We start from the raw sequence: 20,760 nt of genomic DNA, 5'->3' as shown, positions 1-20,760 counted from the left end.
CTTTACACCGCATTGGGTGTTATAGTGTGGGCTGGTGACAGCATTCTTTACAAGATAAAGATGAAAAGGCTGCTTGAAAAAGCAGCTTTTCTATTGATCGAGCATCTTTTCGAATGCTTTTCGGGCACTGCCACGGAAATAGACATCTCCGCAATATACATAACCTCTTTTTTCCAATACACGGAGCATCCCCTCATTATCAAAATTAGTATCCACTTTTAAGCTGAGGTACCCATCTTGCAAACTCTGCCTTTCCGCTTGTTCCAGCATCCAGGTGGCCTGCCCTTTTTTATAACGGTCCTGGCTTACGGCAATGCGGTGCGCAACGGCATATGGTCGGTTGGTCAACCACTGATCCTGAATAGCATCGTAGGCTGGTTCACCATCATATATTAAAGCCAAATACCCAGTCAAAATCTCTTCCTCATCGATACTCACATACCCATAACCTGTAGCTATGTCCTGCTTTACAACATCCAGATTGGGATATCCATCTTGCCATTGCCGGCTACCTTCCGCCTTTCGTTTCTCAATAGCTTCTTGAATAATTCCCCATATTGCTTCTGCTTCCTCAGCGTGGGCTTTCCGAAATGTGAAATTTGAAAACACCTGGTTTAACTCCATAAAAATTAACTGTTATATTTTTTCAAAACTAAGAAAAAAATAAATCAGGAATGCCTTCCTGTTCGTGAAATGTGGTCCGTATTTAAAAAGAAAAGCACCCTGAATCCAGGGTACTCTTCTCGAAAAATAGAATTGAAAACATTATGCGGTTCTTGTTTTTTCCAAAACAAGAGGGATCAGTTTCGCACCGACATAGGCCACCCGATGCCCAGCATCCAAGAGTGCGGACTGAATTTCATGCTCCATGCGTGCTGGAGCTTGAACATTCAGCACGAACTGCTTATCGTCCATATCGATGGATAAGGGACCAATTTGTGGGAATTGCCGTGTCAGCAATTCATATACCTGTTGCCGTTGCAACAGCGCTTTCAAAGGCGCTTTAAATGTTAGCATGTAATTTTCCATGACTAGGTTTTTTAGTTAATTATTCATTGATGTGTGTCAGTTTTCTTGGCCCATGCACTAACAACTGGGTCAATAAACCGAACCTATCCTGATATTTCTCAGCAATCTCGCGCTGTTCATCGAATAGCTCGATCTTCTGCACCGGAACGGCATACGGCAAGGTCCAAGCACGGAGTGATTTTGCCACCGCATCCATTGCATTGATGCCCTGCATGGCCTGTACCCCATCGGCCCAACAGACAAGACCTATACGCTGCCCCGTCAGGTAAGGCTGTGGCATCTTGACACTGAATTCTAACCAATCCAGGCAATTCTTCATAACGCCGGTCATGCCACCATGATAAAGTGGGCTCAACCAAATCTGCATATCCACGCTTCGAAAGGCATGATTCATAATCTCCACCGACTGTGGTGTTTTCTTCAGGGAATAATCAAACAAGGGAATTCCAGAATCTGCAACATGGAACACTTGCGTGTCCACCCCCTCGATGCTTAAAATCCGTTGCAGATATTCCGCAATTTTATAGGCTGTCGCATTTGGATTCCGCTCCAATGCGCCATTAAATATCAACGCTTTCATATCAATTTTTTGAAATGACCTTCGGGAGACCCGCTTCCCCGAACATCAATGTCTTGACGATTCCATTCAAACGAGCACTGACCAACATGTACAGGCTGGGATCTATGGCCTGATGTGCGCGAACAACTACCTTTTCTCCTGCTAAACCCGCGAAATCTGCACGCTCTACTTCCCTCTTCCACAGGGACAATTCCAATGCTTCTACCGTACAATAATCAAATTGGGCATGCACCTCCAACAACTTAACAGCAATGGACATAAAAGCCCATGTAGGAACAATGGCTTCCGTAGAACAAAAGACCGCAACTGCTTGGTCTGTAAATGTAGACCAATGAAATCGCTCCACAGCTTCTTTGAATTCCTTTTCCTTGAGCATGAGACCAAGGTGAAGGAAATCTGCAATATCCAACGCCACAACAGGCGTAGTGGGTTTGAAATCCAACAGATCAACGGTTTTTATTCCAGTCAGTTCTACTTTATTGATGAAATCCATGATGAATGTTCTTTATACTTTCGCTAACGCGGCTTTGTAATTTTCCTCCACTGCTGCCCAATCCAAAACCTGCCAAAAGGCATCCAAATAATCCGCTCTTTTATTCTGATAGTTGAGGTAGTAGGCATGTTCCCACACATCCACACCTAAAATGGGATACCCTTGGTTATGGATATTCGTATCCATTAATGGATTGTCTTGATTAGCCGTAGAAGTAATCGCTAAGGTGCCATTGTGCTTCACCAGCAACCACGCCCAACCGGAACCAAATTGACCCAACCCCAAGTTCTTCAAGTCCGCTTTCAATTGATCTACCGATCCGAATGTTTTATTGATTTCCTCCAAAAGCTTCCCTTCCGGATTTTCTTTTGGAGTCGCTGATAAAATATTCCAGAATAGACTGTGGTTATAGTGGCCACCGCCATTGTTTCTAACGGCAGGGCTAAATTTGCTGACCTGTTTCAGGATCCCTTCCAAATCCAACGCGTTAGCTTCCTCGTTATTTTCTAATGCTTTGTTTAAGTTATCAACATATGCCTGATGGTGACGATCATGATGAATCTCCATGGTTTCGGCATCGAAATGCGGCACTAAGGCATCATTGGCATACGGCAACTTGTCTAATGTATATTTCATAATAATCTCCTTTAATTGTGTACAACAAAGTTAGAAACAAATACAAATTAAACAAGTTTTTACTTGGTTTATTAAATGATTAAAAATCTTATTATTTACATTAAAATCGCGCTCTATTTGTCAAAAACAAACATTTCTTAGAAAGTTATGGACCTTATCAATAATATTTACAGCATATAATTTTTATTTATATGTATATTTGTACGGAATAAAACAAGTATTTTATTGCTTATGAAAAAGAACAGTGGCCAGCAGATTCTGATGATGGCAAAGATGCGGGGTGAAGTGGATGCACATGTGATTGCTACCGAGTTGAAGATGACCAAGGAAGGCGCTCGCCAACAATTGGTCAAGCTTCATGAAGAAGGTCTATTGGAAAAATGCAGCAAATGTATCGGTGTTGGGCGCCCCAATACCTATTATTCTTTAAGTGCACAGGGCATGGCAAAATTCCCCGATACCCATGCCGATATTACCGTCCAACTGTTGAAGTCGGTCAAATCCTTGCTGGGAGAAAATGCATTGGAGCTGTTGATTTCCGATCGGGAAAAATCCACCTATTCGCGATATGCCGATCGATTGAAGGGCGCAAAAACCATTGAGGATAAACTCCGTAAATTAAGTAAGGTACGTTCAGAGGAGGGGTATATGGCGGAATGGAAGAAAATGGACAACAGTTATTTATTCATTGAAAACCATTGTCCAATATGCGCGGCCGCAACGGAATGCCAACAATTTTGCCGTGCGGAGCTGAAAAATTTCAAAGCCTTACTGGGGCCTGATTTAACTGTGGAACGCATACAGCACATCCTGGCGGATGAGCCGCGCTGTGTATACAAGATCCAAGATCAAACCAATGATTCGGCTACCGATTAAGCGTCCTTCTTTTTGCGATTCAGCTCTTCCACCAACTTGGAGGATCGGAAACTGAATTCAGCACCAAAAGCATTAATCACCAAGCCTTTTATCAGGTTATCTTTTGACGAGATTGCAAAAACGATACTCTCATCACCCGGATCGGTCATTCCTTCGAATCTATAGATCTCATCGATCACAAATTCCTCCGGAGAAAGTTCCATGGATCTGCCTACACAAAACAAGCATTCTCCGTCATCCTGCACGGTAAAATCTTCGGTATACCCCAAACGCTGCAAATCGTTTACAGCTTCGCTTAATGTATCGTACGCTCTTCTATTTCCAGTTGCCATAGTTTAAATTTTAGTGTTCCTTGATTCTGTACTCAATATACCACTAAATCCGGGCAAACATTTATTTAATTCCATTTTATGGCGAAGAATTAACAATAAGTGTTAAAAACATAAATTGAAAAACAGGAACTGCCATTTAAATGTTATTTTAGCCGTATGAGCACACTACTCTATATTTTTGGAGGTTTATTAATTGTATTCACGGCATTACCATTTATCAGGAACGACTTCTGGACGTTTCGCGTATTTGAATACCCGAGAATTCAAAAGCTTGTCCTATCTCTGACTTGGCTTGGCATTTGGGTGGTTTGGGGAGATCGAGGCAATCAGGTATTATGGATACTTGCAGGTGCCATGACTTTAAACATAGGATATCTGCTCTTCCAGATTTTACCTTTTACCTTCCTTGGAAAAAAGCAGGTGTACAAAGCGACCATGGAAGATCCTGACAATAACCTCAAGGTCATGATATCAAATGTCTACGAGGATAATGACGACTACAAGGGGTGTCTGCGCGTCATTCGCTCGAACGACCCAGATCTAATCCTACTACTGGAAACCAGCCATGAATGGGCTAGGCAAACGAGCGTATTGGATCAGGAATATACCTTTCAGGTGAAAGTTCCTATCGATAATACCTATGGCATGTTGCTATTCTCTAAATTTCCTTTACATGAGGTTTCGGTCAATTATTTGGTCGAAGACGAAATCCCGAGCATTTCCTGCCAATTGGAGCTACCTTCAGGACAACGCGTCCAGATTTATGCGGTCCATCCGACTCCTCCGGTACCGAATGAGAATCCGCGTTCAACGGAGCGCGACAAAGAACTACTATTGGTAGCAGATAAAGCGAAGAACAGCGAACTTCCTGTCATCGTTATTGGTGACCTGAATGATGTGGCGTGGAGCTATACCACGGAGTTGTTCCTGAAAATGAGTGAGCTCCTGGACCCACGCCGTGGCCGTGGTTTCTATAACACATTTCATGCAAAACAACCACTGTTGCAATTCCCACTTGACCATGCTTTTATTTCCGCGGACTTCAAATTAAAAGATTTGCGTAAATTGGACAATTATAACTCCGATCACTACCCTATTTTTGTGCATGTGCAATATGAAGATCAGGCCGAAGAGGAACAAGAGGAGAACCAATTGGATGCCACTGCAGAAGACAAAGAAGTAGCTGCAGAAAAGAAAACCGCAGATACAGATTAAGCAATTCCCATGACCGAACAGGAACAATACAAAGAAATCTATAAAAAACTCTGGAATCAGAAAACTGACGCACATGTCACCAGTGATTTCTATGCCAATGCGGATTTCCTAAACGGAGAAACGTCCTTAAATCCGATTGAACTGGATCTATTAGGTGAGGTAAAGGACAAAAAAATACTCCACCTCCAATGCCATTTTGGGCAGGACAGTCTTTCCCTAGCACGTTTGGGCGCAGCCGTAACCGGCGTTGACCTCTCGGATAGGGCGATCGCAAAGGCTCAGGAATTAAATAATCACCTTGGATTGGACGCCACTTTTATCTGTTCTGATGTATATGAAACACCACATAGCCTGGACGGCCAATTTGACTTGGTGTTCAGCAGTTATGGAACCATTGGATGGTTGCCTGACCTGAACAAATGGGCACAAGTGATTACCAGGTGCCTAAAACCCGGTGGAAAATTGGTATTTGTAGAATTTCATCCGATCGTATGGTCCTTTGATTATGAATTCACTAAAATAGCGTATTCATATTTCAATAAAGAGGCAATTATCGAAGAAGAAACTGGTACCTATGCCGATAGAGAAGCAAACATCGTTGCCAAATCCGTATCCTGGAACCATCCGCTTTCGGATGTCATCCAAAGTCTGATCAATAACGGGATGACTGTAGAATCATTCGCTGAATATGACTACTCCCCGTACAACTGTTTCCTGAATACGGTTGAAATTGCACCTAAGAAATTTCAGATTCGTGGCATGGAAGGCAAACTGCCGATGCTGTACAGTTTGACTGCGAAGAAAATACAATCTAAATAAAAAATGCGGCCTCGGCCGCATTTTTTATTATTTATTCCACCAAATTTTAGTGCTCATCACATCGTCCCCCTGTTTGGATAAGGCCGATTGGTAATTTGCTTTGTTCGTGCGTTGTTCAGCAAGTGGGTAAACAAGACGTTTCGGAATCTCAGCCACCAATTCAGGTGTAAAGGTATAAGAAACCGGCTTTCCTTCCACTGTTCCCGACCAGATCACCTCACCCTTCTTCACCAAGAATAATGGATAACCTGTGCGTCGGATTTCTGACCAGGATTCTATGCCCTGACCAAAAAGGGCAAGGTATTTCTGGGAAAGTATATTTTCTTTTGTTGCAGGAGGTAATTGCGCCACATACGTATCCGCTGCCCCCTTTGCTACTCCCCAGCGTTCCAAAGATGCCTTTACGCCTTTTACATAACTCGTCTGCTCCCATCCTTTATATTCCGCTTTCAAGAATTCCACCTCTGCGTATTCCTGCAGCACTTCTTTGGCATTTGCGATACTGATCACTTCCCCTGGCAAGGAAATGCTATCTGTTGGAAAAAGATTCCCTGCTGCCAATGGCAAGCCATATGGTTGACCTTTGTATTCGTTCCTGGCATTCGGCCGGGCATATATTTCCAATCTTGGATCTTTGAAAGCAAATGGTCCACGCTTGCCTTTCAATACATCGATCAACACGTGAGATACAGCAAAGTCCTTACGGTTTGCAGTAACCGTTGCGCGGAACAGCGGTGCCTCATAAGGGGAACTCGTTGAATAGACAAAAGCAGCGTTGTCTTCGTTTGAAGTGAATACCCCACCGGCCAAAGCTTCTTCGATATGTTTGGTTGCCAATGCTTTATCCTTTGTCAACAACCGTACACCCAAGCGCAAGCGAAGGGAATTGGCAAACCGTAGCCATTTCTCATTTTTGCCCTGATAGATAATATCCGAAGCGCCAAAGGTATTCCCTGTTCTGTATTTGGCCAATGTATCCGCCGCAGCCTTCAACTCGTTCAGTATATCGCTATAGATTTTCTCCTGGCTCGCATATTTAGGGGTCAGGATATCTGGATTTTGCTTCAGTGCTTCAAAATCCGCATCCTTGTTACCGTAGGATTCGTAAGGAATATCGCCAAATACGTCCGTTAGGGAATGGAAGGCAAAAGATTTCAAAACACGAACAATGGCTACCTGCGTAGTATTTGCACCGGCACCATTAGCTTGTGCCTCGACCTGGGTCTGCGGATTTTCATTCAAATAAATGATTTCGTTCAGATTGTTCAGCGCTTTGTAGGTCGCTGTCCAATAGCCATCGGAATAACTTGCAGAAATCTGATAGCGGGACTGATCCGTATATATATTCTGACTGAAATATTGAGCAAATAGTTGCGCACCGCGATAATTGATGGCTTCACTGCGCAAGGCATCTACCAACTGCCGCTCTGCTGAGATCAATAAGCTGGGCGTAGGCACCTTATCAGGTCGGTTCGGATCTGTATTGATCTCATTGAACACGTCTTTGGAGCAGGAGAACAATGTTACGCTCAACAAAGTGGAATATAGAATATGTTTTAATTTCATGGTTGTCGATTAAAATTTAAGGCTAAGATTAAAACCATAGGTTAAAGGCGTTGGAATATTTGCGGCCTCGATACCTTGGACATTCCCACTGCTGTTTGCGAACTCTGGATCGATATATTTGCTCTTTGTGTAGATGTTCCAAATGTTACGTGCATAAGCCGAAACATGGACACGCTTCACCAGATTTGCATTCTTTAAAGGAATCTGATAGCCTAGCGTTACTTCGCGCAGTTTCACGAATGTACCGTCAAAGATGGAGAAGGTTGTCGGTCCATTGGACTCATTTCTACCCCATTGCTGCGCTGTGATGCGGGTATCATTTTCCCGGATGTTCGAAGTGGTATAGGTACCGTCAGGATTAAAGGCCACATCTGCTTTTACACCTTCCAGCACGACACCATTCTCACGGACATTATTGGCAGCGGTTCTTTCCAGTATTCCGGAGTACATCCCCACACTATAGGTCTGAGAATAGAAACTGCCACCTACACGACCTTCGATCAAGAAGCCCAAATTGAAATTCTTGTACCGGAAACCGTTCTGGAAACCGAATAGATAATCCGGCAGAACCGAACCCAACGGTACCAATTGCGAGGTACGTTGATAGGTTCCATCCTCTTTCACTACGCGTTCTCCCGCATCGGTATACACAAAATCATAGCCCAACAATTGCCCGTAAGGCTCTCCTTCTCGAGCTACCAAGTTGATCAAGGAGGAGCTTAAAGTCAGCGTGTTTACCAAATCATCGAGCTTCAAAACTTTATTCTTATTCGTAGACCAGTTCAATGTAGTGTTCCATTCGAAGTTATCATTCCGAATCGGTGTCCCTGTCAAGATTACTTCCAAACCTTTGTTCTCTACCTTACCGGCATTCAGCACCTTCGCTTCATAGCCGAAGGCTGCGGAAACTGGAATCGGTAAAATCTGGTTCCTGGACGTATTGTGGTAATAGGTAACATCCAAGCCCAATCTATTCCTGAAGAACTGCAGGTTGACCCCTGTTTCCCACGAACTGGTAATCTCTGGTTTTAGTGTCGCATTGTTCAATGTTGCCGGTAATTTGCTGGATGGTCTACCGTTAAAGGACTGCTCAACCTCATAGGCTTTGTACAATTGGTAAGGATCTGTGTCATTTCCGACCTGAGCCCAACCTAAACGCACCTTACCGAAAGAAAGCCAGCCCAGTTCCTGAACTGCAGGCAACTGTGAGAAGACAAAGCTTCCGGTAAAGGACGGATAGATAAATGAGTTGGCATCCGTTGGTAGAGTTGATGACCAATCATTGCGCACGGTTGCATCCAAATATAGCAGGTCATTATAACCGAAGGAAGCACTTCCGTAGAGCGACGCAATCCGGCGATCATACTTGAAGTTTTCGATTTTCACCGAGTTGGCATTTTTCAGGTTGTAATAATTTGGCACATTGAGCCCCCCCTGTGTCGTGCCGTAATTCACCTGGCGACTTTGATTTCTCAAGTTTGCGCCGGCATTGGCAACCAAGGAAAATTTATCCCAATTTTTCTTCGCCGTTGCTAGGAACTCATAATTGTATTCATTCAATTTATTGCTGTTTTCTTCATAGTAGGATGTACTCCGGGAGTATACAGCAATACGATCCTTGGAATCAAATTGATAGATGTCCCCGTGCACCTTTGCCCCTACCTGCAGCCAGTCGTTCACCTCATATTGCAGACCAATATTACCATAGAATCGATCGCGCTTTTCTTCCAGATAACTTTCATAAGCCGACCAATACGGGTTATCGATAAATCGGGTAGCTTCAGCCGCCGGTGTATTCTGCCATCCTGTACGGTTCCAAGCCAAAGGTGTCCCATCCTCACGTTTGTAATCCCGTAGACGCTTATAATCCACCTGCACAGCGCCCCATTGGAAAGCTTCCAGGATAATGTTCCGATTGGAAGCTCCTGTCCAAGGTTTACCCAAGGAGTTGTTATGGATATAATTGACGGTGGAACTGATCTGTAATTTTCCCAATTTAGTTCCGCCCGAGAAATTCAGGGTATTACGGCCCAAACTGGCATTGGGTACCGTTCCGCGGACATTTTTATTCGTATAGGAGAACCGGTAATTTGTATTTCCACTGTTCCCGGAAATGGCCAGGTTATTTGTATTGGCCAAGCCGGTCTGGAAGAAATAGTGTACATCATGCTCTGGGTAAATCCATGGCGATGGCTTCAAGTAATCATCCGCCTGTTCCGGATTAAGGTTATAATAGTGCAGAACGGGTGTACCATCCAATTTCGGCCCCCAGCTTTCATCCGATGCATAATCCACAATCTTAAACGATTGCCCATTAATATCGACCGTCTGAAAAGTTTGCGAATAGCCCTGTCCATATAACTGTTGACGCTTCGGCAAGCGCACGATATGTTCCAATTCAAGACCGGTATTCACATCGATGTTCACCTGTTCCCCTTTACCCGCTTTCTTCGTCGTTATCAGAATAACACCGTTGGATGCACGCGAGCCATAGAGCGCTGCAGCCGATGGCCCTTTCAACACTGATATATTTTCGATGTCATCTGGATTGAGGTCCTGGATCATATTACCGACATCCTTACCTACAGAACCACTTACAGTAGAAGCGGAATTGAGGTCTGAATTATCGATCGGCGTACCATCCACAACATACAAAGGTTGGTTATTCCCGGCGATGGAATTAATACCACGGAGCAGTGTCCGTGTAGATCCCCCCATATTTCCGCCGGAGGAAACAACCTGAAGCCCTGCTACCTTCCCCGAAAGGGCAGCCATGGCATTTGTCGGTCGCGTTTGCAATTCAGCAGCTTTCACCTCCTGCACGGCATAACCTAATGCTTTCTTCTCCCTGGAAATCCCCAAGGCTGTTACGACAACCTCTTCAAGTACATCGCTGGAAGGTACCAATAGAAAATTCAAGGTCTCCCCTGCTTTAAAGATCTTTGTCTGATCCTGAAAACCCAGGAAGCGAACGGCGAGTTCCCGCGCTGCAGAAGGCAGGTCAAAACTGAACTCACCGGATGCATTGGTTTGTGTTTGTTTTTTGGAAGCGACATCGGTTACGGTAGCTCCCGAAACAGGTTGCCCGTCTTCATTGAGCACCTTGCCGCGTATCAAATGTTGGGCCTGCACAGTGGTTGTGCTCAAAGCAAAAAATAGCCCTACGAGATATAAATATATCGTTCTATTCATGTAATAAAATTGAGTTGATGAATTAAAAAAAAGGATAATAATTATTGGAGATAGTAGCAGTGGTTTAGCTATCTCCTATGCACATTCGGCAACAGTAATGATGAGGTCTTTTTAACATATTTTGTAAAATCTGGTGCAAATATATATAATCTACCTAATTAGTAGAGTAATTATTTTAAATTTTATCTACTCCATCAGTAGACTTTACAAAATAGCAACAATCCTAATCGCTAAAAACTAAGTTTATACCGTTATTCTGGCTATAAATAGACTCACAACACAATAAATCAATGCGGGACTTTATTTTCCGATAAACAGTAACAATCCCTGAAACCAGCTATAGGTAGCTACCTCTTTTATTCCTTATCTTTAAACTTTCAGGCGAAACAATATGAAAATGAAACGCATGTACCAAACAATAATGGTCATTCTGGTTTTAATTACTGCTACCTCCCCTCTTTTTGCGCAGGAACCAGCAGCATATGCTCAGGACGATAATTTCAATCTCTATCATACCTTCAAGGATAGCAGTGCTCGGGTTTTTGTCAATATGGCTTATATCCGAACCGAACCCAGCAGCAAAAGCCAACTCCAGGATTCCCTGGCATTGGGAACTCCGGTCACATTCTTGGACGACGAAGGATACCATGCGACGTTCATCCGCGGCATGGAATTACCATGGCACCGAATTCAATATCAGGCTGATGGAAAAACTCGCACAGGCTATATCTGGCTAGGATTATTGAGCATCGACCAACAAGTTGATGCTAAATCTGGGCAGCTATTTATGTATGGCTTTGCTTGGAAGAGTAACGACCCCAACGATGCCTATTATTGGGTGGAAACCAAAGTATTGGACAAGAACCTTCAACTACTCGACAGCAAGGGGTTTCCATTTTATCATTCGGAACAGAGCTACAGTATGAGCGAGCTACAGCAGGGAAATAGCATTGCAACCGCCAAGCAGACCTACTCCATCCGATTTTTAGGTGAAGCATGCGGGATCAGTAGCATCCATCAGGCATTAGCTTTCGATGGAAAGCACCTTATACTCCTGCCACGAACATCATCAGTTTCCGATGCAGGGGTCTATTATTATGATGAAGAGTTGAAATTTCCCAAGAAACATCAGCTGGGTAAGGATATCGTCCTAAAGACCATTGAAACTGGTGAAGCGGAAGACTACGATATGGACAATCCACCGGATGAGCTTAAGTACAAAATTAGCAAGGTGGAAGAAACCTACCAATGGGACGGACAGCTATACAGAAAGATTGCCGAAAAGAAAATTAAATAAGAGAAAGGCCAGTTTGAAAATTCAAGCTGAGCTGTAACTTTTAAAGCCTCTCAAACGATTTCAAGACAATGCAATATTGCCCGAATCCGCAGAACTTCGAAATATCAGCAAACCTATAGTTCGTATGGCGGATACGGACTTGCTGGGCTTAAATTTATTGTTATTTATTCTCTACCTCATTCTGCTTTCTAAAGTATTCAAAGGTATATTCAATAGCATCGCTGTCATAAAAAACACCTTTTCTTTTTCTCGATTTCATCATTCATCAAAATTGCAGTGTAGATATTTCGGCTCTCTGCGTAGGCTCTTGATTTACTGCTGCTATAAATGCCCTCCTTTAATACGTAATGTTGCAATACGCTTAGTATGCACAATTGTGCTCTGATTTCCATTATTTCCACATATTAAATTATTTTTGTATCAAAATGGATATTTATATTGCTTGCATATATATTTAACTGCATAAATAAGCGTACTTAAATTTTATTCCATTGCAATAAAATAGCTATTTTATTAACTTTGCTGTATAAATGAGTTGTTTATGGTACAGACAGTAGCACTAATAGCTAAGAATATCAAACGTTTGAGAGCGATTAAACACCTTTCCCAAAAAGAAGTATGTGCAGATTCGGGTGTTCCACAAGGGCAATACAGCCGAATTGAGAATGGAAAGGTGGAACCGTCTATTTCTACATTGGAAAAACTGGCTTTGGTCTTTGAAGTGGATATAGCCGAGTTTTTTAAGCCGGACGATTTGCAACAAGAGGTAAACCTGCCTCTTATGCAAAAAATAAAACTAATTGATACCCTCGCTCCTGATGAACAACAAGCCTTGTTTAAAATGATTGATTTGGCGTTAGCTAATAAGCGTATGAAAGATAATTTACAAACTTTAATTGCTCAATAATATGTACACATACAAGATCCATTTACACAAGGAAACCGAAGGCGGTTTTACGGTTTCTGTTCCTGCTTTGCCTGGCTGTATTACTTATGGCGAAGATGTGGACGAAGCTATCGCAATGGCAAAGGAAGCTATCGAACTTTACATTGAAGAATTGCAGGCAAGAGGTGAAGCTGTTCCCGATGATAGCAATACTTTGGAGTACTCTTTAAACCTTCAAGCAGAATGAACCTAAGCCCAATGTATCTTATCAAAATTCTAGAACAACACGGCTTTATTTTCAAACGCTCCAAAGGTTCGCACAAACTCTATTGTAACCCCGTTACCAATAAAACGGTTATTGTGCCTGTACACGGTGGCAAGGATATGAAAAAAGGTACTTTCCTTGCCGTACTTAAACAAGCCGGCATTGATAAAAATGAGTTAGACTAAAAAGCCGCTAGTCAAGAGGCACAGAAACAATTGGACATTTATGAATACTCAAGTTCACATTTTGATTTTTTCAAATTCTAAATTTTTCAATTTTTTACAATAATTTAACTCAACAAAATTCAATCCATTCACCTCCCCCTACCCGACATGTCAAACCGAACTTTCCATTAGATTCACAACCGATCCCTCTTCAATGCCTCGATCACCACTTCGTATGTCTCCTGTAGTTGTTCTGTTGTCGCGCAATACGGTGGCAAGATATATACGACATTGCCCAATGGTCGCAATAGCACGCCACGTTCCATAAAGAACATAGACAAACGCTGTTGAATATCGCTGAAATAACCATTCCCATCTTCAACCGCCCAATCGAAGGCCAATATGGTTCCCAGCTGCCGCACATGCTTTGCCTTTGGGTAATCCTGAAGCTTTCGCGCAAATTGGGCCTGACTATCCACGATCCGTTTGATACTCGCCCTAGTTTCAGGAAGTAACAAGAGGTCCAAACTCGCCAGCGATGCCGCACAAGCAATCGGACTTGCTGTGAATGAATGTCCGTGGAATAATGCCTTCCGTTTATCGTCATCATAGAAAGATTGATAGATCGCTTCGGTGCAGGTGGTTATGCCCATTGGCATGGTTCCTCCGGTTAATCCTTTTGAAAAGCACATGATATCCGGCATCTCCGTCAATTGATCCGCAGCGAACAATGTTCCGGTTCGTCCAAAGCCGACGAATACCTCATCCTGGATCATTGGGATGCCCAATTGACGACACGCCCGCATCAGAACCGACAGGTCTTCCGCTCGATGTATCAGCATCCCACCTGCTCCCTGCACCAAAGGTTCATAGATGAAACAGGCGATTTCATCCGCATGGTCCCGAAGGACTGCTATACTCGCCTGTAGATTTTCTGGAGTCGGCGCATCGATAAAGAGCACATCGAACAACATATCTGCAAATGGGGAGGTCCATTGGCCACGGGCGGATACCGACATCGCCCCGAAGGTATCGCCATGATAGCCATTGCGAAAGGCCACAATCTTGGATTTTCGATTGCCGCGCTGATAGGATTGCTGTATGCACATCTTGAGCGCTACTTCCACAGCCGTGGAGCCGTTATCTGTATAGAACACCTTTTCCTGATTGGCAGGCAACAAAGCCAGCAACCTTTCGGAAAGCACAACCGCCGGCTCGTGTGTAAAGCCGGCAAAGATCACCTGCTCCAATGTGTTGAGCTGTTCAAACACCTTGGTGGCAATATAGGGATGGGCATGTCCATGTAGGGTCACCCACCACGAACAGATCATGTCCAAGTAACCTTTCCCATTTCCATCGAAGATGTAACTCCCCTCGCCACGGACGATGGGGATATGGTTGCTCGTTTTCATCTGCGAATACGGGTGCCAATTGACGGCTTTATCGCGTGCTATCCATTGCTGCACGACACCTCCTTTTTCGATGGCATCGGTTTCAGCCCCAAATTCTGTAGCATCTGCATATCTTCATCAACCCCAGGATTTGGCGTAACCAGCAAGGTCTGCCGCTCGCCCGTAAAAATGGAATTCGCCCCGGCCATAAAGCACCAGGCCTGCTCCACTTCCGTCATCTCAATGCGCCCTGCACTCAACCGCACCATCGAAGCAGGCATCACGATGCGAGCCGTTGCGATCATGCGGACCATGTCCCACACATCGACCTTCGGCAGATTTTCCAAGGGCGTGCCGGGTACCCGAGCAAGGGCATTGATGGGAACTGATTCCGGATGTCTCTCCATATTCGCCAAGGTGCGCAACATGGATATCCGATCGGCCGGTTTTTCGCCCAAACCGATAATACCTCCCGAGCAGACCGTTATGCCTGCCTTTCGGACATTATTGATCGTCTGAATCCGGTTATCGAACTTTCGGGTGGAGATAATCTCGTCATAAAATTCCTCCGAAGTATCCAGGTTATGGTTATAGGCATATAAGCCCGCCTCTTGCAATCGCTGCGCTTGGTGCTCGGTCAACATACCCAGTGTGCAGCACACCTCTAGCCCCATATCATTTACCCCTTTCACCATATCGATGATCCGGTCGAAATCACGGTTGTCCCGCACTTCGCGCCATGCTGCAGCCATGCAGAAACGGGAAGAACCCGCATCTTTTGCCTTCTGCGCATGCGTCAGAACTGTTTCGGTCGGCAAGAGACTTTGCACCTTGATATCGGTATGGTAGCGTGCGGCCTGACCACAGTAGGAACAATCCTCGGGACAGCCCCCTGTTTTCACCGACAGCAATGTTGAAATCTGAACCTCATCCGGTCGATGCCACCTACGATGTACGCTGGCGGCCTCAAAAACCAAATCCAATAATGGCCGATGATAGATCGCCAACAATTCCTCCTTCGTCCAATCGTGACGTAATTCTTTACTTTCTAAATGCTCCATTTGTATGTTCTACAATTTTGATTTGCCCTACGGCAGTACTTAAATTCATTTTGTTAATCTCTTTTATTTCAGGGATGTATATAGCGTCAGTTCCAGCGGGCAGGTGACTTTCGATTACCCGTTGGGTCGCCGGTTCGAATGCTCCGTTGAACACCACAAAAGCAAGTTGTATGCCTTTATGGACCAATGCGGCTATGCTCAACAGGGTATGGTTTATGCATCCCAAATAATCTCGGCAGACCAGGATGGCAGGAAGCCCAAGCTGGTCCATCAGATCGATCATAAATTCTTCCGAATTGATCGGAACGAACAGTCCACCAGCGCCTTCTACCAATAGCGCAGCCGTTTGGTTAGGCATGGAAAAATCGGTTAAGCTGATTTGGATCCCTTCACGTTCCGAAGCATCATGTGGGGATGCTGGATGTTTCAATTGATACTGTTCAGGAAAGATGGTGGGTTCGGAAGTACACAAGGCACGAATCCGCATGGAATCACTGGCCTGCAAGTCGCCGGATTGAATGGGCTTCCAATAGGCCGTCCCTAAATAATCCACCAACGCTGCACTTACAACCGTCTTCCCTACTTCTGTTCCTATACCGGTAATAAAATAGCGCTTATTCATCATTGATATTTTTTAAGAATTCCTACAAGGCTATCGATCTCAGCATGCGTATTAAAGGCATGCAGGCAAATCCGTATTCGCTCCTTGCCTATCGGAACCGTAGGCGATTTGATATAACTGCAGGAGATCCCCTGGTCTTCCAATTCGTTGAACACAGCTGCCCTACAAGCATCTTTCGATAAGTAGATCGGTTTAATTGGGCTCCCCGATGCTGATTCTCCCAGGGCATGCTGCTCAAAATACCGTACCCTGTCCGCCAGAGCCTCTTGTGCCGTACTGTCGGAATGGAAAGTGGCATACGCGTGCTGGATCAGTAGACCCGAGGCGATGGGCATCGCCGTGGAATAGATAAAGGGACTCCCAAAATTCACCACACAATTCTTTAAGGTTTTGCTTCCCAACAAAACAGCACCATGCTGACCAAAAGCCTTTCCATAAGTCACTACACTTGCAAAAATCTGGTCGCTCAGCCCCAATTCCTTCACCAATCCCAATCCGAACACACCGATTGCATGGGCTTCATCGACCAGCAGGCAAGCACCGTAGCGCTGCGCAAGAGCAGTCATATCAACCAAAGGCGCTAAATCCCCATCCATGGAATACAGGCTCTCGACGCCGATCCAGATCCGCCCCTTCGCTCTAGCCAGTAAATCCGCCAAGTGGTTCAGGTCATTATGTCGGAATTTCCAGCGTGTGGCTGCCCCCATACGACAGCCATCCAACACCGACCGGTGTACATATTCATCCAAGATTACCGTATCTCCCCGCTGTGGCAGCGTTGAAAATAGGGTTAGATTGGCCATATATCCCGTCGGGAACAACATGGCAGACTGTACCTCATGATGAGCAGCAATACAGGCTTCGACCTCTTCCGTTATGGGATAGTTGCCACTGATCAGGCGGGATCCGGTCGAACCCATAAAATAGTGTGGATAACCCTCCATCAGTGATTTCGCATAGTGCTGTAGCGCGAGGTTCTGTGTATAGCCCAGGTAATCATTGGAAAAGAAATCAACAGGTCCGCGTCCGTGTCGCAAGGATCTGTAGGTTCCCCGCTCCTTGACCTCCTGTAGCCTGCAGGACAGATCAGTTTGCACGTGCTGACAGGATTTCATGGTCAACTTCCTTGCTGAGGGCCACTACCCAACGATCAAAGAGCTGCTGCTCTAGTGCAATGACATGAGCCGCATGGTGCTCCCAATCCGGATGGAAATGCTGCAATTGTCCGATCATCTCTTCCAAATGACCTTCCTCCTCCAGGATAATGGATTTGACCATCACCTTGGACCCCATCTCGGTCAGGACTTCCTGATAAATTGGGTAGAGTGCATCAGCACGTACCTCAATGGCGTAGGTGACAAAGAGGTAAGCAGCATACTTAAGATCTTGTCCAGCAAGGTCAAATGTCTTCTTTAGGTACCTACAGGTCAACAGATCCAATTGGTGGAGGTACTGCATGGATTCCCTTCCACCGAGCATGCTATCCAACAGGTAATGGTCAAATCCCGAGACATCCAATTTCCCGATCTGTTTTTTTAGGTAATAGGCATGCCTATGCTCCTCTGCCGCATGTTTCAATTGCATTAGGTCGGTCAACTCCCGATCTTCGCATGCCGAGATCTTTCGCGCTCCGGAATTTTCCATAAAGGATAAGGTGTTCAACCACATCGCATGCAACGGATCCTGTGACACGATATTTGTTAGAATAGATTTCATAATATGTGTATTTGCACCAAAAGTAGTACCTTGCCGGACTATTACTAGGTGCCAGTTTTAAGAATATGAATAGTCCGGCTGAAATTCCATTCCGCAGTTTTGTCCAGATCGATCGGCAAGCGACACTTCCGATTTATTTGCAGATCGCAAATCAGCTCATCTATGCGATTAACTTGGGGAAGATCAACCCAGGGGTTAAATTGCCGGGGAGCAGGGCTTTAGGATCCCTGTTGGAAGTACATCGAAACACGATTACCGCAGTTTACGATGAATTGTATGCGCAAGGCTGGGTGGAGATCAAACCGAACCAAGGGACTTTCATATCCGCAGAATTGCCCCATCAAAAAGGCCATAAAAAATTGGCCAATGCCTTTCCGACAAATACCGGCTACCCCTTCCGGAAGTCCTTTCTCCTGGAAAGTCCATTTGAACAGGCACATTGCGCTTATCAACTGACGGATGGCACGCCGGATATCCGCCTGACACAAGTGGATGATCTTTCCCGTTTTTATAGTGCCAATATCAAACGCAAGAGCAACCAATCCAAAATGGGTTATTTTCAAACCGACGGTAGCCAATATTTCAAGGAGCAGATGAAAAATTACCTGCATTACTCCCGTGGTCTACAGATTGACAGCAAGAACATCCTCATCACCAGAAGTACCGAGATGAGCCTGTATATCATTGCGGAAATATTGCTGGAACAGGGAGATACGGTCGTAGTCAGCGAACTCAGTTATTTTTCTGCGAATATGATTTTCCAAAAGTCGGGTAGCAAAATTGCAACGGTTCCCCTACGCGCTGATGGTCTGGACCTGGATGCACTCGAAGAGCTGTGCAAAACACAACCAATCCGCATGGTGTACCTGACACCCCAAAACCATTATCCTACGACCATCAACCACAGCCCGCAAAAACGGATGCGCTTATTGCAGTTGGCAAGCACATATGGCTTCGTACTTGTGGAGGATGACCATGAATATGACTTCCAATATGATAAACAGCCTTCCCTCCCGCTCATCAGCGCAGATAAGGGGGGCATGGTCATTTATGTCAGTTCTTTTGGAAAATCCTTGGCCCCGGGATTCCGAACGGGATTTATTGTCGGACCGGAGGACATCATGGTCGAGATGCGCAAGCATCTGGGGATCATTGATCGGCAGGGCGATATATTAATGGAACAGGCACTTGGTGAAATGATTGAAGAGGGCGCGATTCACCGGCACTTGAAGCGCTCGCTGAAAGCCTATAAACAGCGGCGGGATCACATGGCGCTACAACTGAGCTTAAAACTGGGTCATGCGCTGGATTTTCAGATTCCCAACGGCGGACTGGCCCTATGGATCAGGTGGAAGCACCCAATCAATCTGGCCAAACTGGCACATCTTGCCAAGCAAAGAAACTTATTTATCCCCAAGACCCTCTTGTACCAGACGAGGGACATAACCGCAATGCGTATCGGATTCGGAAACTTGAGTTTAGAAGAAATTGATAAAACAGTGGATATCCTACAGCAATCCTACGAACAATTGCTCCTTAATCAGTTATAAGGCTTCGTTTGCTGGATGATAGGGATTCATTCTGGAAATGGACGTACATGCGTTTGTAGCGTATTATTTCGCGGGATTCAGACAAATAATTCATCTTGGCGTCACGAAACACTAAGTTTGCAGCTTTCTTCTCCATTTTAGTAGCGTAGGCCAGAAACTCCTTGAACAGCATCCGTCGTTCATCGGTAGAGAAGGTACTCTGTTGGCAAAGCCATAGAATTTGTTCATCGTCAAAATTCAAGGTAATCCGCGAACCATTGCCATTTAATAAATAGAATATTGGTTTGGGGCCATCATTGATAAACATGCCGAACCCAATAGCACCTGTTTCCGTATTGAAAACATATACGTAAAATTGGAGGGTTCCAATCAATGTGGTATCTACGAGAATATTTTTAGAAACCATGGCAGCTAATTAAAAGTTGGTTAACAATTATGTAAAAGCTTAAACAAATATATCCTTATATATCAAATTACCAAAGCTTTACAAGGTTAATAATAGATTAAATTTACCTTAAGATCTAATTTAAATTTACCGAAATACGGTAAAGGCCTATTTCAGGGCTTAAGGTAAATTGGAATAATTGGCATTTTATTATGCAACTAATTTCTTACAGGCTTCAGCACATGCGCGGCATGCCTTAGCACATGCTTCACAATGTTCCATACCGTGCCCAGCATGTTTTTCACATTCCTCAGCACATGCTTCGCACAATTGTTGACATAGACGCACGATATCCTTCTGGAAGTCCCCATTCAACGCCAAAATACGAGCGGTTACCCCACAGATTTCAGCGCATTCCAGATCCGTCTTGATACAGTCGCGCAGCATATCAATATCTTTCTCGTTCAGACAGGCATCCGCACAGGTTAAACATGCCGTTTCGCACTGTTGACATAAATCAATACATCTTTTAACTAATTCATCATAAGCCATAATCTTATCTCCTCTCTTTTTTAATTATTAATAGTATGATTTTATACGGTGTGACTTTAAACCTTCCGTGTGTTGCAATGAACAACTCGTCAAAGGACTTGGTTTGTTTTTTTAAAATTTACAACAAAATTCC

Annotated in this window: 23 protein-coding genes; 8 read left to right on the top strand and 15 right to left on the bottom strand. The window is 44.5% G+C overall.

Annotated elements, in window-relative coordinates; translation table 11 throughout:
- Window positions 1–90 precede the first annotated feature (90 nt).
- The 5 genes from G6N79_RS10240 to G6N79_RS10220 form a co-directional block, all read right to left on the bottom strand.
- On the bottom strand, window positions 91–624 hold the full coding sequence (locus G6N79_RS10240; protein ID WP_103907231.1) for a GNAT family N-acetyltransferase: 534 nt from the start codon (window positions 622–624) through the stop codon (window positions 91–93).
- 141 nt (window positions 625–765) lie between these two features.
- On the bottom strand, window positions 766–1,029 hold the full coding sequence (locus tag G6N79_RS10235; RefSeq protein WP_103907230.1) for a hypothetical protein: 264 nt from the start codon (window positions 1,027–1,029) through the stop codon (window positions 766–768).
- A gap of 19 nt (window positions 1,030–1,048) precedes the next feature.
- Window positions 1,049–1,609 carry an NADPH-dependent FMN reductase gene (locus tag G6N79_RS10230; protein WP_103907229.1) on the bottom strand — a complete coding sequence of 187 codons (561 nt, stop codon included), beginning with the start codon at window positions 1,607–1,609 and terminating at the stop codon, window positions 1,049–1,051.
- A gap of 1 nt (window position 1,610) precedes the next feature.
- A complete protein-coding gene (locus tag G6N79_RS10225; RefSeq protein WP_103907228.1) occupies window positions 1,611–2,102 on the bottom strand; it encodes a DUF2480 family protein in 492 nt (163 codons plus the stop codon).
- 12 nt (window positions 2,103–2,114) lie between these two features.
- Window positions 2,115–2,738, bottom strand: a complete 624-nt coding sequence (locus G6N79_RS10220) for a superoxide dismutase (protein ID WP_103907227.1) — start codon at window positions 2,736–2,738, stop codon at window positions 2,115–2,117.
- 231 nt (window positions 2,739–2,969) lie between these two features.
- Between G6N79_RS10220 and G6N79_RS10215 the strand changes: the two genes are divergently transcribed.
- The gene (locus G6N79_RS10215; RefSeq protein ID WP_103907226.1) at window positions 2,970–3,614 is read left to right on the top strand and encodes a helix-turn-helix transcriptional regulator; all 645 of its coding nucleotides are present in this window, start codon (window positions 2,970–2,972) and stop codon (window positions 3,612–3,614) included.
- Here G6N79_RS10215 and G6N79_RS10210 read toward each other — a convergent pair.
- Window positions 3,611–3,946, bottom strand: a complete 336-nt coding sequence (locus G6N79_RS10210; protein WP_103907225.1) for a phosphoribosylpyrophosphate synthetase — start codon at window positions 3,944–3,946, stop codon at window positions 3,611–3,613. The genes G6N79_RS10215 and G6N79_RS10210 overlap by 4 nt on opposite strands.
- A gap of 156 nt (window positions 3,947–4,102) precedes the next feature.
- Between G6N79_RS10210 and G6N79_RS10205 the strand changes: the two genes are divergently transcribed.
- The gene (locus G6N79_RS10205) at window positions 4,103–5,161 is read left to right on the top strand and encodes an endonuclease/exonuclease/phosphatase family protein (RefSeq protein ID WP_103907224.1); all 1,059 of its coding nucleotides are present in this window, start codon (window positions 4,103–4,105) and stop codon (window positions 5,159–5,161) included.
- 9 nt (window positions 5,162–5,170) lie between these two features.
- Complete coding sequence (locus G6N79_RS10200) at window positions 5,171–5,980, top strand: class I SAM-dependent methyltransferase (RefSeq protein WP_103907223.1); 810 nt, start codon at window positions 5,171–5,173, stop codon at window positions 5,978–5,980.
- A 27-nt stretch (window positions 5,981–6,007) separates the two neighbouring features.
- Here G6N79_RS10200 and G6N79_RS10195 read toward each other — a convergent pair whose 3' ends face one another.
- Both G6N79_RS10195 and G6N79_RS10190 read right to left on the bottom strand, forming a co-directional pair.
- Complete coding sequence (locus tag G6N79_RS10195; RefSeq protein ID WP_103907222.1) at window positions 6,008–7,546, bottom strand: SusD/RagB family nutrient-binding outer membrane lipoprotein; 1,539 nt, start codon at window positions 7,544–7,546, stop codon at window positions 6,008–6,010.
- A gap of 9 nt (window positions 7,547–7,555) precedes the next feature.
- Window positions 7,556–10,738 carry a SusC/RagA family TonB-linked outer membrane protein gene (locus G6N79_RS10190; protein WP_103907221.1) on the bottom strand — a complete coding sequence of 1,061 codons (3,183 nt, stop codon included), beginning with the start codon at window positions 10,736–10,738 and terminating at the stop codon, window positions 7,556–7,558.
- Between the two features lie 406 nt (window positions 10,739–11,144).
- Here G6N79_RS10190 and G6N79_RS10185 point away from each other — a divergent pair, with 406 nt between their 5' ends.
- The 4 genes from G6N79_RS10185 (at window position 11,145) to G6N79_RS10170 (ending at window position 13,371) form a co-directional block, all read left to right on the top strand.
- A complete protein-coding gene (locus tag G6N79_RS10185) occupies window positions 11,145–12,035 on the top strand; it encodes an SH3 domain-containing protein (protein WP_146060650.1) in 891 nt (296 codons plus the stop codon).
- A gap of 541 nt (window positions 12,036–12,576) precedes the next feature.
- A complete protein-coding gene (locus G6N79_RS10180) occupies window positions 12,577–12,942 on the top strand; it encodes a helix-turn-helix domain-containing protein (RefSeq protein WP_103907219.1) in 366 nt (121 codons plus the stop codon).
- Window position 12,943: 1 nt separating this feature from the next.
- Entirely contained in the window at window positions 12,944–13,168 is a 225-nt protein-coding gene (locus G6N79_RS10175) for a type II toxin-antitoxin system HicB family antitoxin (protein ID WP_103907218.1), read from the top strand.
- A complete protein-coding gene (locus G6N79_RS10170) occupies window positions 13,165–13,371 on the top strand; it encodes a type II toxin-antitoxin system HicA family toxin (RefSeq protein ID WP_103907217.1) in 207 nt (68 codons plus the stop codon). Before G6N79_RS10175 ends, G6N79_RS10170 begins: the two co-directional genes overlap by 4 nt.
- 173 nt (window positions 13,372–13,544) lie before the next feature.
- Here G6N79_RS10170 and bioA read toward each other — a convergent pair whose 3' ends face one another.
- From bioA to G6N79_RS10145, 5 genes are read right to left on the bottom strand one after another with little or no spacing between them, the layout of a single operon-like run.
- Entirely contained in the window at window positions 13,545–14,816 is a 1,272-nt protein-coding gene (bioA, locus tag G6N79_RS10165; RefSeq protein WP_103907216.1) for an adenosylmethionine--8-amino-7-oxononanoate transaminase, read from the bottom strand.
- The gene (bioB, locus tag G6N79_RS10160; RefSeq protein WP_103907215.1) at window positions 14,801–15,802 is read right to left on the bottom strand and encodes a biotin synthase BioB; all 1,002 of its coding nucleotides are present in this window, start codon (window positions 15,800–15,802) and stop codon (window positions 14,801–14,803) included. The genes bioA and bioB overlap by 16 nt, the downstream gene beginning before the upstream one ends.
- A complete protein-coding gene (gene bioD / locus G6N79_RS10155; RefSeq protein WP_234993240.1) occupies window positions 15,783–16,427 on the bottom strand; it encodes a dethiobiotin synthase in 645 nt (214 codons plus the stop codon). The genes bioB and bioD overlap by 20 nt, the downstream gene beginning before the upstream one ends.
- Entirely contained in the window at window positions 16,424–17,521 is a 1,098-nt protein-coding gene (locus G6N79_RS10150) for an aminotransferase class I/II-fold pyridoxal phosphate-dependent enzyme (RefSeq protein ID WP_200818824.1), read from the bottom strand. The genes bioD and G6N79_RS10150 overlap by 4 nt, the downstream gene beginning before the upstream one ends.
- Window positions 17,511–18,140, bottom strand: coding sequence for a hypothetical protein (locus tag G6N79_RS10145; RefSeq protein ID WP_103907213.1), 630 nt, complete (start codon window positions 18,138–18,140; stop codon window positions 17,511–17,513). The genes G6N79_RS10150 and G6N79_RS10145 overlap by 11 nt, the downstream gene beginning before the upstream one ends.
- Before the next feature lie 65 nt (window positions 18,141–18,205).
- Here G6N79_RS10145 and G6N79_RS10140 point away from each other — a divergent pair, with 65 nt between their 5' ends.
- A complete protein-coding gene (locus tag G6N79_RS10140) occupies window positions 18,206–19,690 on the top strand; it encodes an aminotransferase-like domain-containing protein (protein ID WP_103907212.1) in 1,485 nt (494 codons plus the stop codon).
- Here G6N79_RS10140 and G6N79_RS10135 read toward each other — a convergent pair.
- Window positions 19,677–20,096, bottom strand: a complete 420-nt coding sequence (locus tag G6N79_RS10135; protein ID WP_103907211.1) for a hypothetical protein — start codon at window positions 20,094–20,096, stop codon at window positions 19,677–19,679. The genes G6N79_RS10140 and G6N79_RS10135 overlap by 14 nt on opposite strands.
- Window positions 20,097–20,285: 189 nt before the next feature.
- Window positions 20,286–20,627 carry a four-helix bundle copper-binding protein gene (locus tag G6N79_RS10130; protein ID WP_103907210.1) on the bottom strand — a complete coding sequence of 114 codons (342 nt, stop codon included), beginning with the start codon at window positions 20,625–20,627 and terminating at the stop codon, window positions 20,286–20,288.
- Window positions 20,628–20,760 lie beyond the last annotated feature (133 nt).

It is taken from the genome of Sphingobacterium lactis (assembly GCF_011046555.1).
GTDB lineage: Bacteria > Bacteroidota > Bacteroidia > Sphingobacteriales > Sphingobacteriaceae > Sphingobacterium > Sphingobacterium lactis.
The sequence above is the reverse complement of the archived record's forward strand: the minus strand, read 5'-3'. Positions and strand labels throughout refer to the sequence as shown.

Bases quoted from the DNA above. Each gene is read 5' to 3' on its own strand.
- G6N79_RS10240 (WP_103907231.1), bottom strand. From the start codon at position 624: ATGGAGTTAAACCAGGTGTTTTCAAATTTCACATTTCGGAAAGCCCAC.
- G6N79_RS10235 (WP_103907230.1), bottom strand. From the start codon at position 1,029: ATGGAAAATTACATGCTAACATTTAAAGCGCCTTTGAAAGCGCTGTTG.
- G6N79_RS10230 (WP_103907229.1), bottom strand. From the start codon at position 1,609: ATGAAAGCGTTGATATTTAATGGCGCATTGGAGCGGAATCCAAATGCG.
- G6N79_RS10225 (WP_103907228.1), bottom strand. From the start codon at position 2,102: ATGGATTTCATCAATAAAGTAGAACTGACTGGAATAAAAACCGTTGAT.
- G6N79_RS10220 (WP_103907227.1), bottom strand. From the start codon at position 2,738: ATGAAATATACATTAGACAAGTTGCCGTATGCCAATGATGCCTTAGTG.
- G6N79_RS10215 (WP_103907226.1), top strand. From the start codon at position 2,970: ATGAAAAAGAACAGTGGCCAGCAGATTCTGATGATGGCAAAGATGCGG.
- G6N79_RS10210 (WP_103907225.1), bottom strand. From the start codon at position 3,946: ATGGCAACTGGAAATAGAAGAGCGTACGATACATTAAGCGAAGCTGTA.
- G6N79_RS10205 (WP_103907224.1), top strand. From the start codon at position 4,103: ATGAGCACACTACTCTATATTTTTGGAGGTTTATTAATTGTATTCACG.
- G6N79_RS10200 (WP_103907223.1), top strand. From the start codon at position 5,171: ATGACCGAACAGGAACAATACAAAGAAATCTATAAAAAACTCTGGAAT.
- G6N79_RS10195 (WP_103907222.1), bottom strand. From the start codon at position 7,546: ATGAAATTAAAACATATTCTATATTCCACTTTGTTGAGCGTAACATTG.
- G6N79_RS10190 (WP_103907221.1), bottom strand. From the start codon at position 10,738: ATGAATAGAACGATATATTTATATCTCGTAGGGCTATTTTTTGCTTTG.
- G6N79_RS10185 (WP_146060650.1), top strand. From the start codon at position 11,145: ATGTACCAAACAATAATGGTCATTCTGGTTTTAATTACTGCTACCTCC.
- G6N79_RS10180 (WP_103907219.1), top strand. From the start codon at position 12,577: ATGGTACAGACAGTAGCACTAATAGCTAAGAATATCAAACGTTTGAGA.
- G6N79_RS10175 (WP_103907218.1), top strand. From the start codon at position 12,944: ATGTACACATACAAGATCCATTTACACAAGGAAACCGAAGGCGGTTTT.
- G6N79_RS10170 (WP_103907217.1), top strand. From the start codon at position 13,165: ATGAACCTAAGCCCAATGTATCTTATCAAAATTCTAGAACAACACGGC.
- bioB (WP_103907215.1), bottom strand. From the start codon at position 15,802: ATGGAGCATTTAGAAAGTAAAGAATTACGTCACGATTGGACGAAGGAG.
- bioD (WP_234993240.1), bottom strand. From the start codon at position 16,427: ATGATGAATAAGCGCTATTTTATTACCGGTATAGGAACAGAAGTAGGG.
- G6N79_RS10145 (WP_103907213.1), bottom strand. From the start codon at position 18,140: ATGAAATCTATTCTAACAAATATCGTGTCACAGGATCCGTTGCATGCG.
- G6N79_RS10140 (WP_103907212.1), top strand. From the start codon at position 18,206: ATGAATAGTCCGGCTGAAATTCCATTCCGCAGTTTTGTCCAGATCGAT.
- G6N79_RS10135 (WP_103907211.1), bottom strand. From the start codon at position 20,096: ATGGTTTCTAAAAATATTCTCGTAGATACCACATTGATTGGAACCCTC.
- G6N79_RS10130 (WP_103907210.1), bottom strand. From the start codon at position 20,627: ATGGCTTATGATGAATTAGTTAAAAGATGTATTGATTTATGTCAACAG.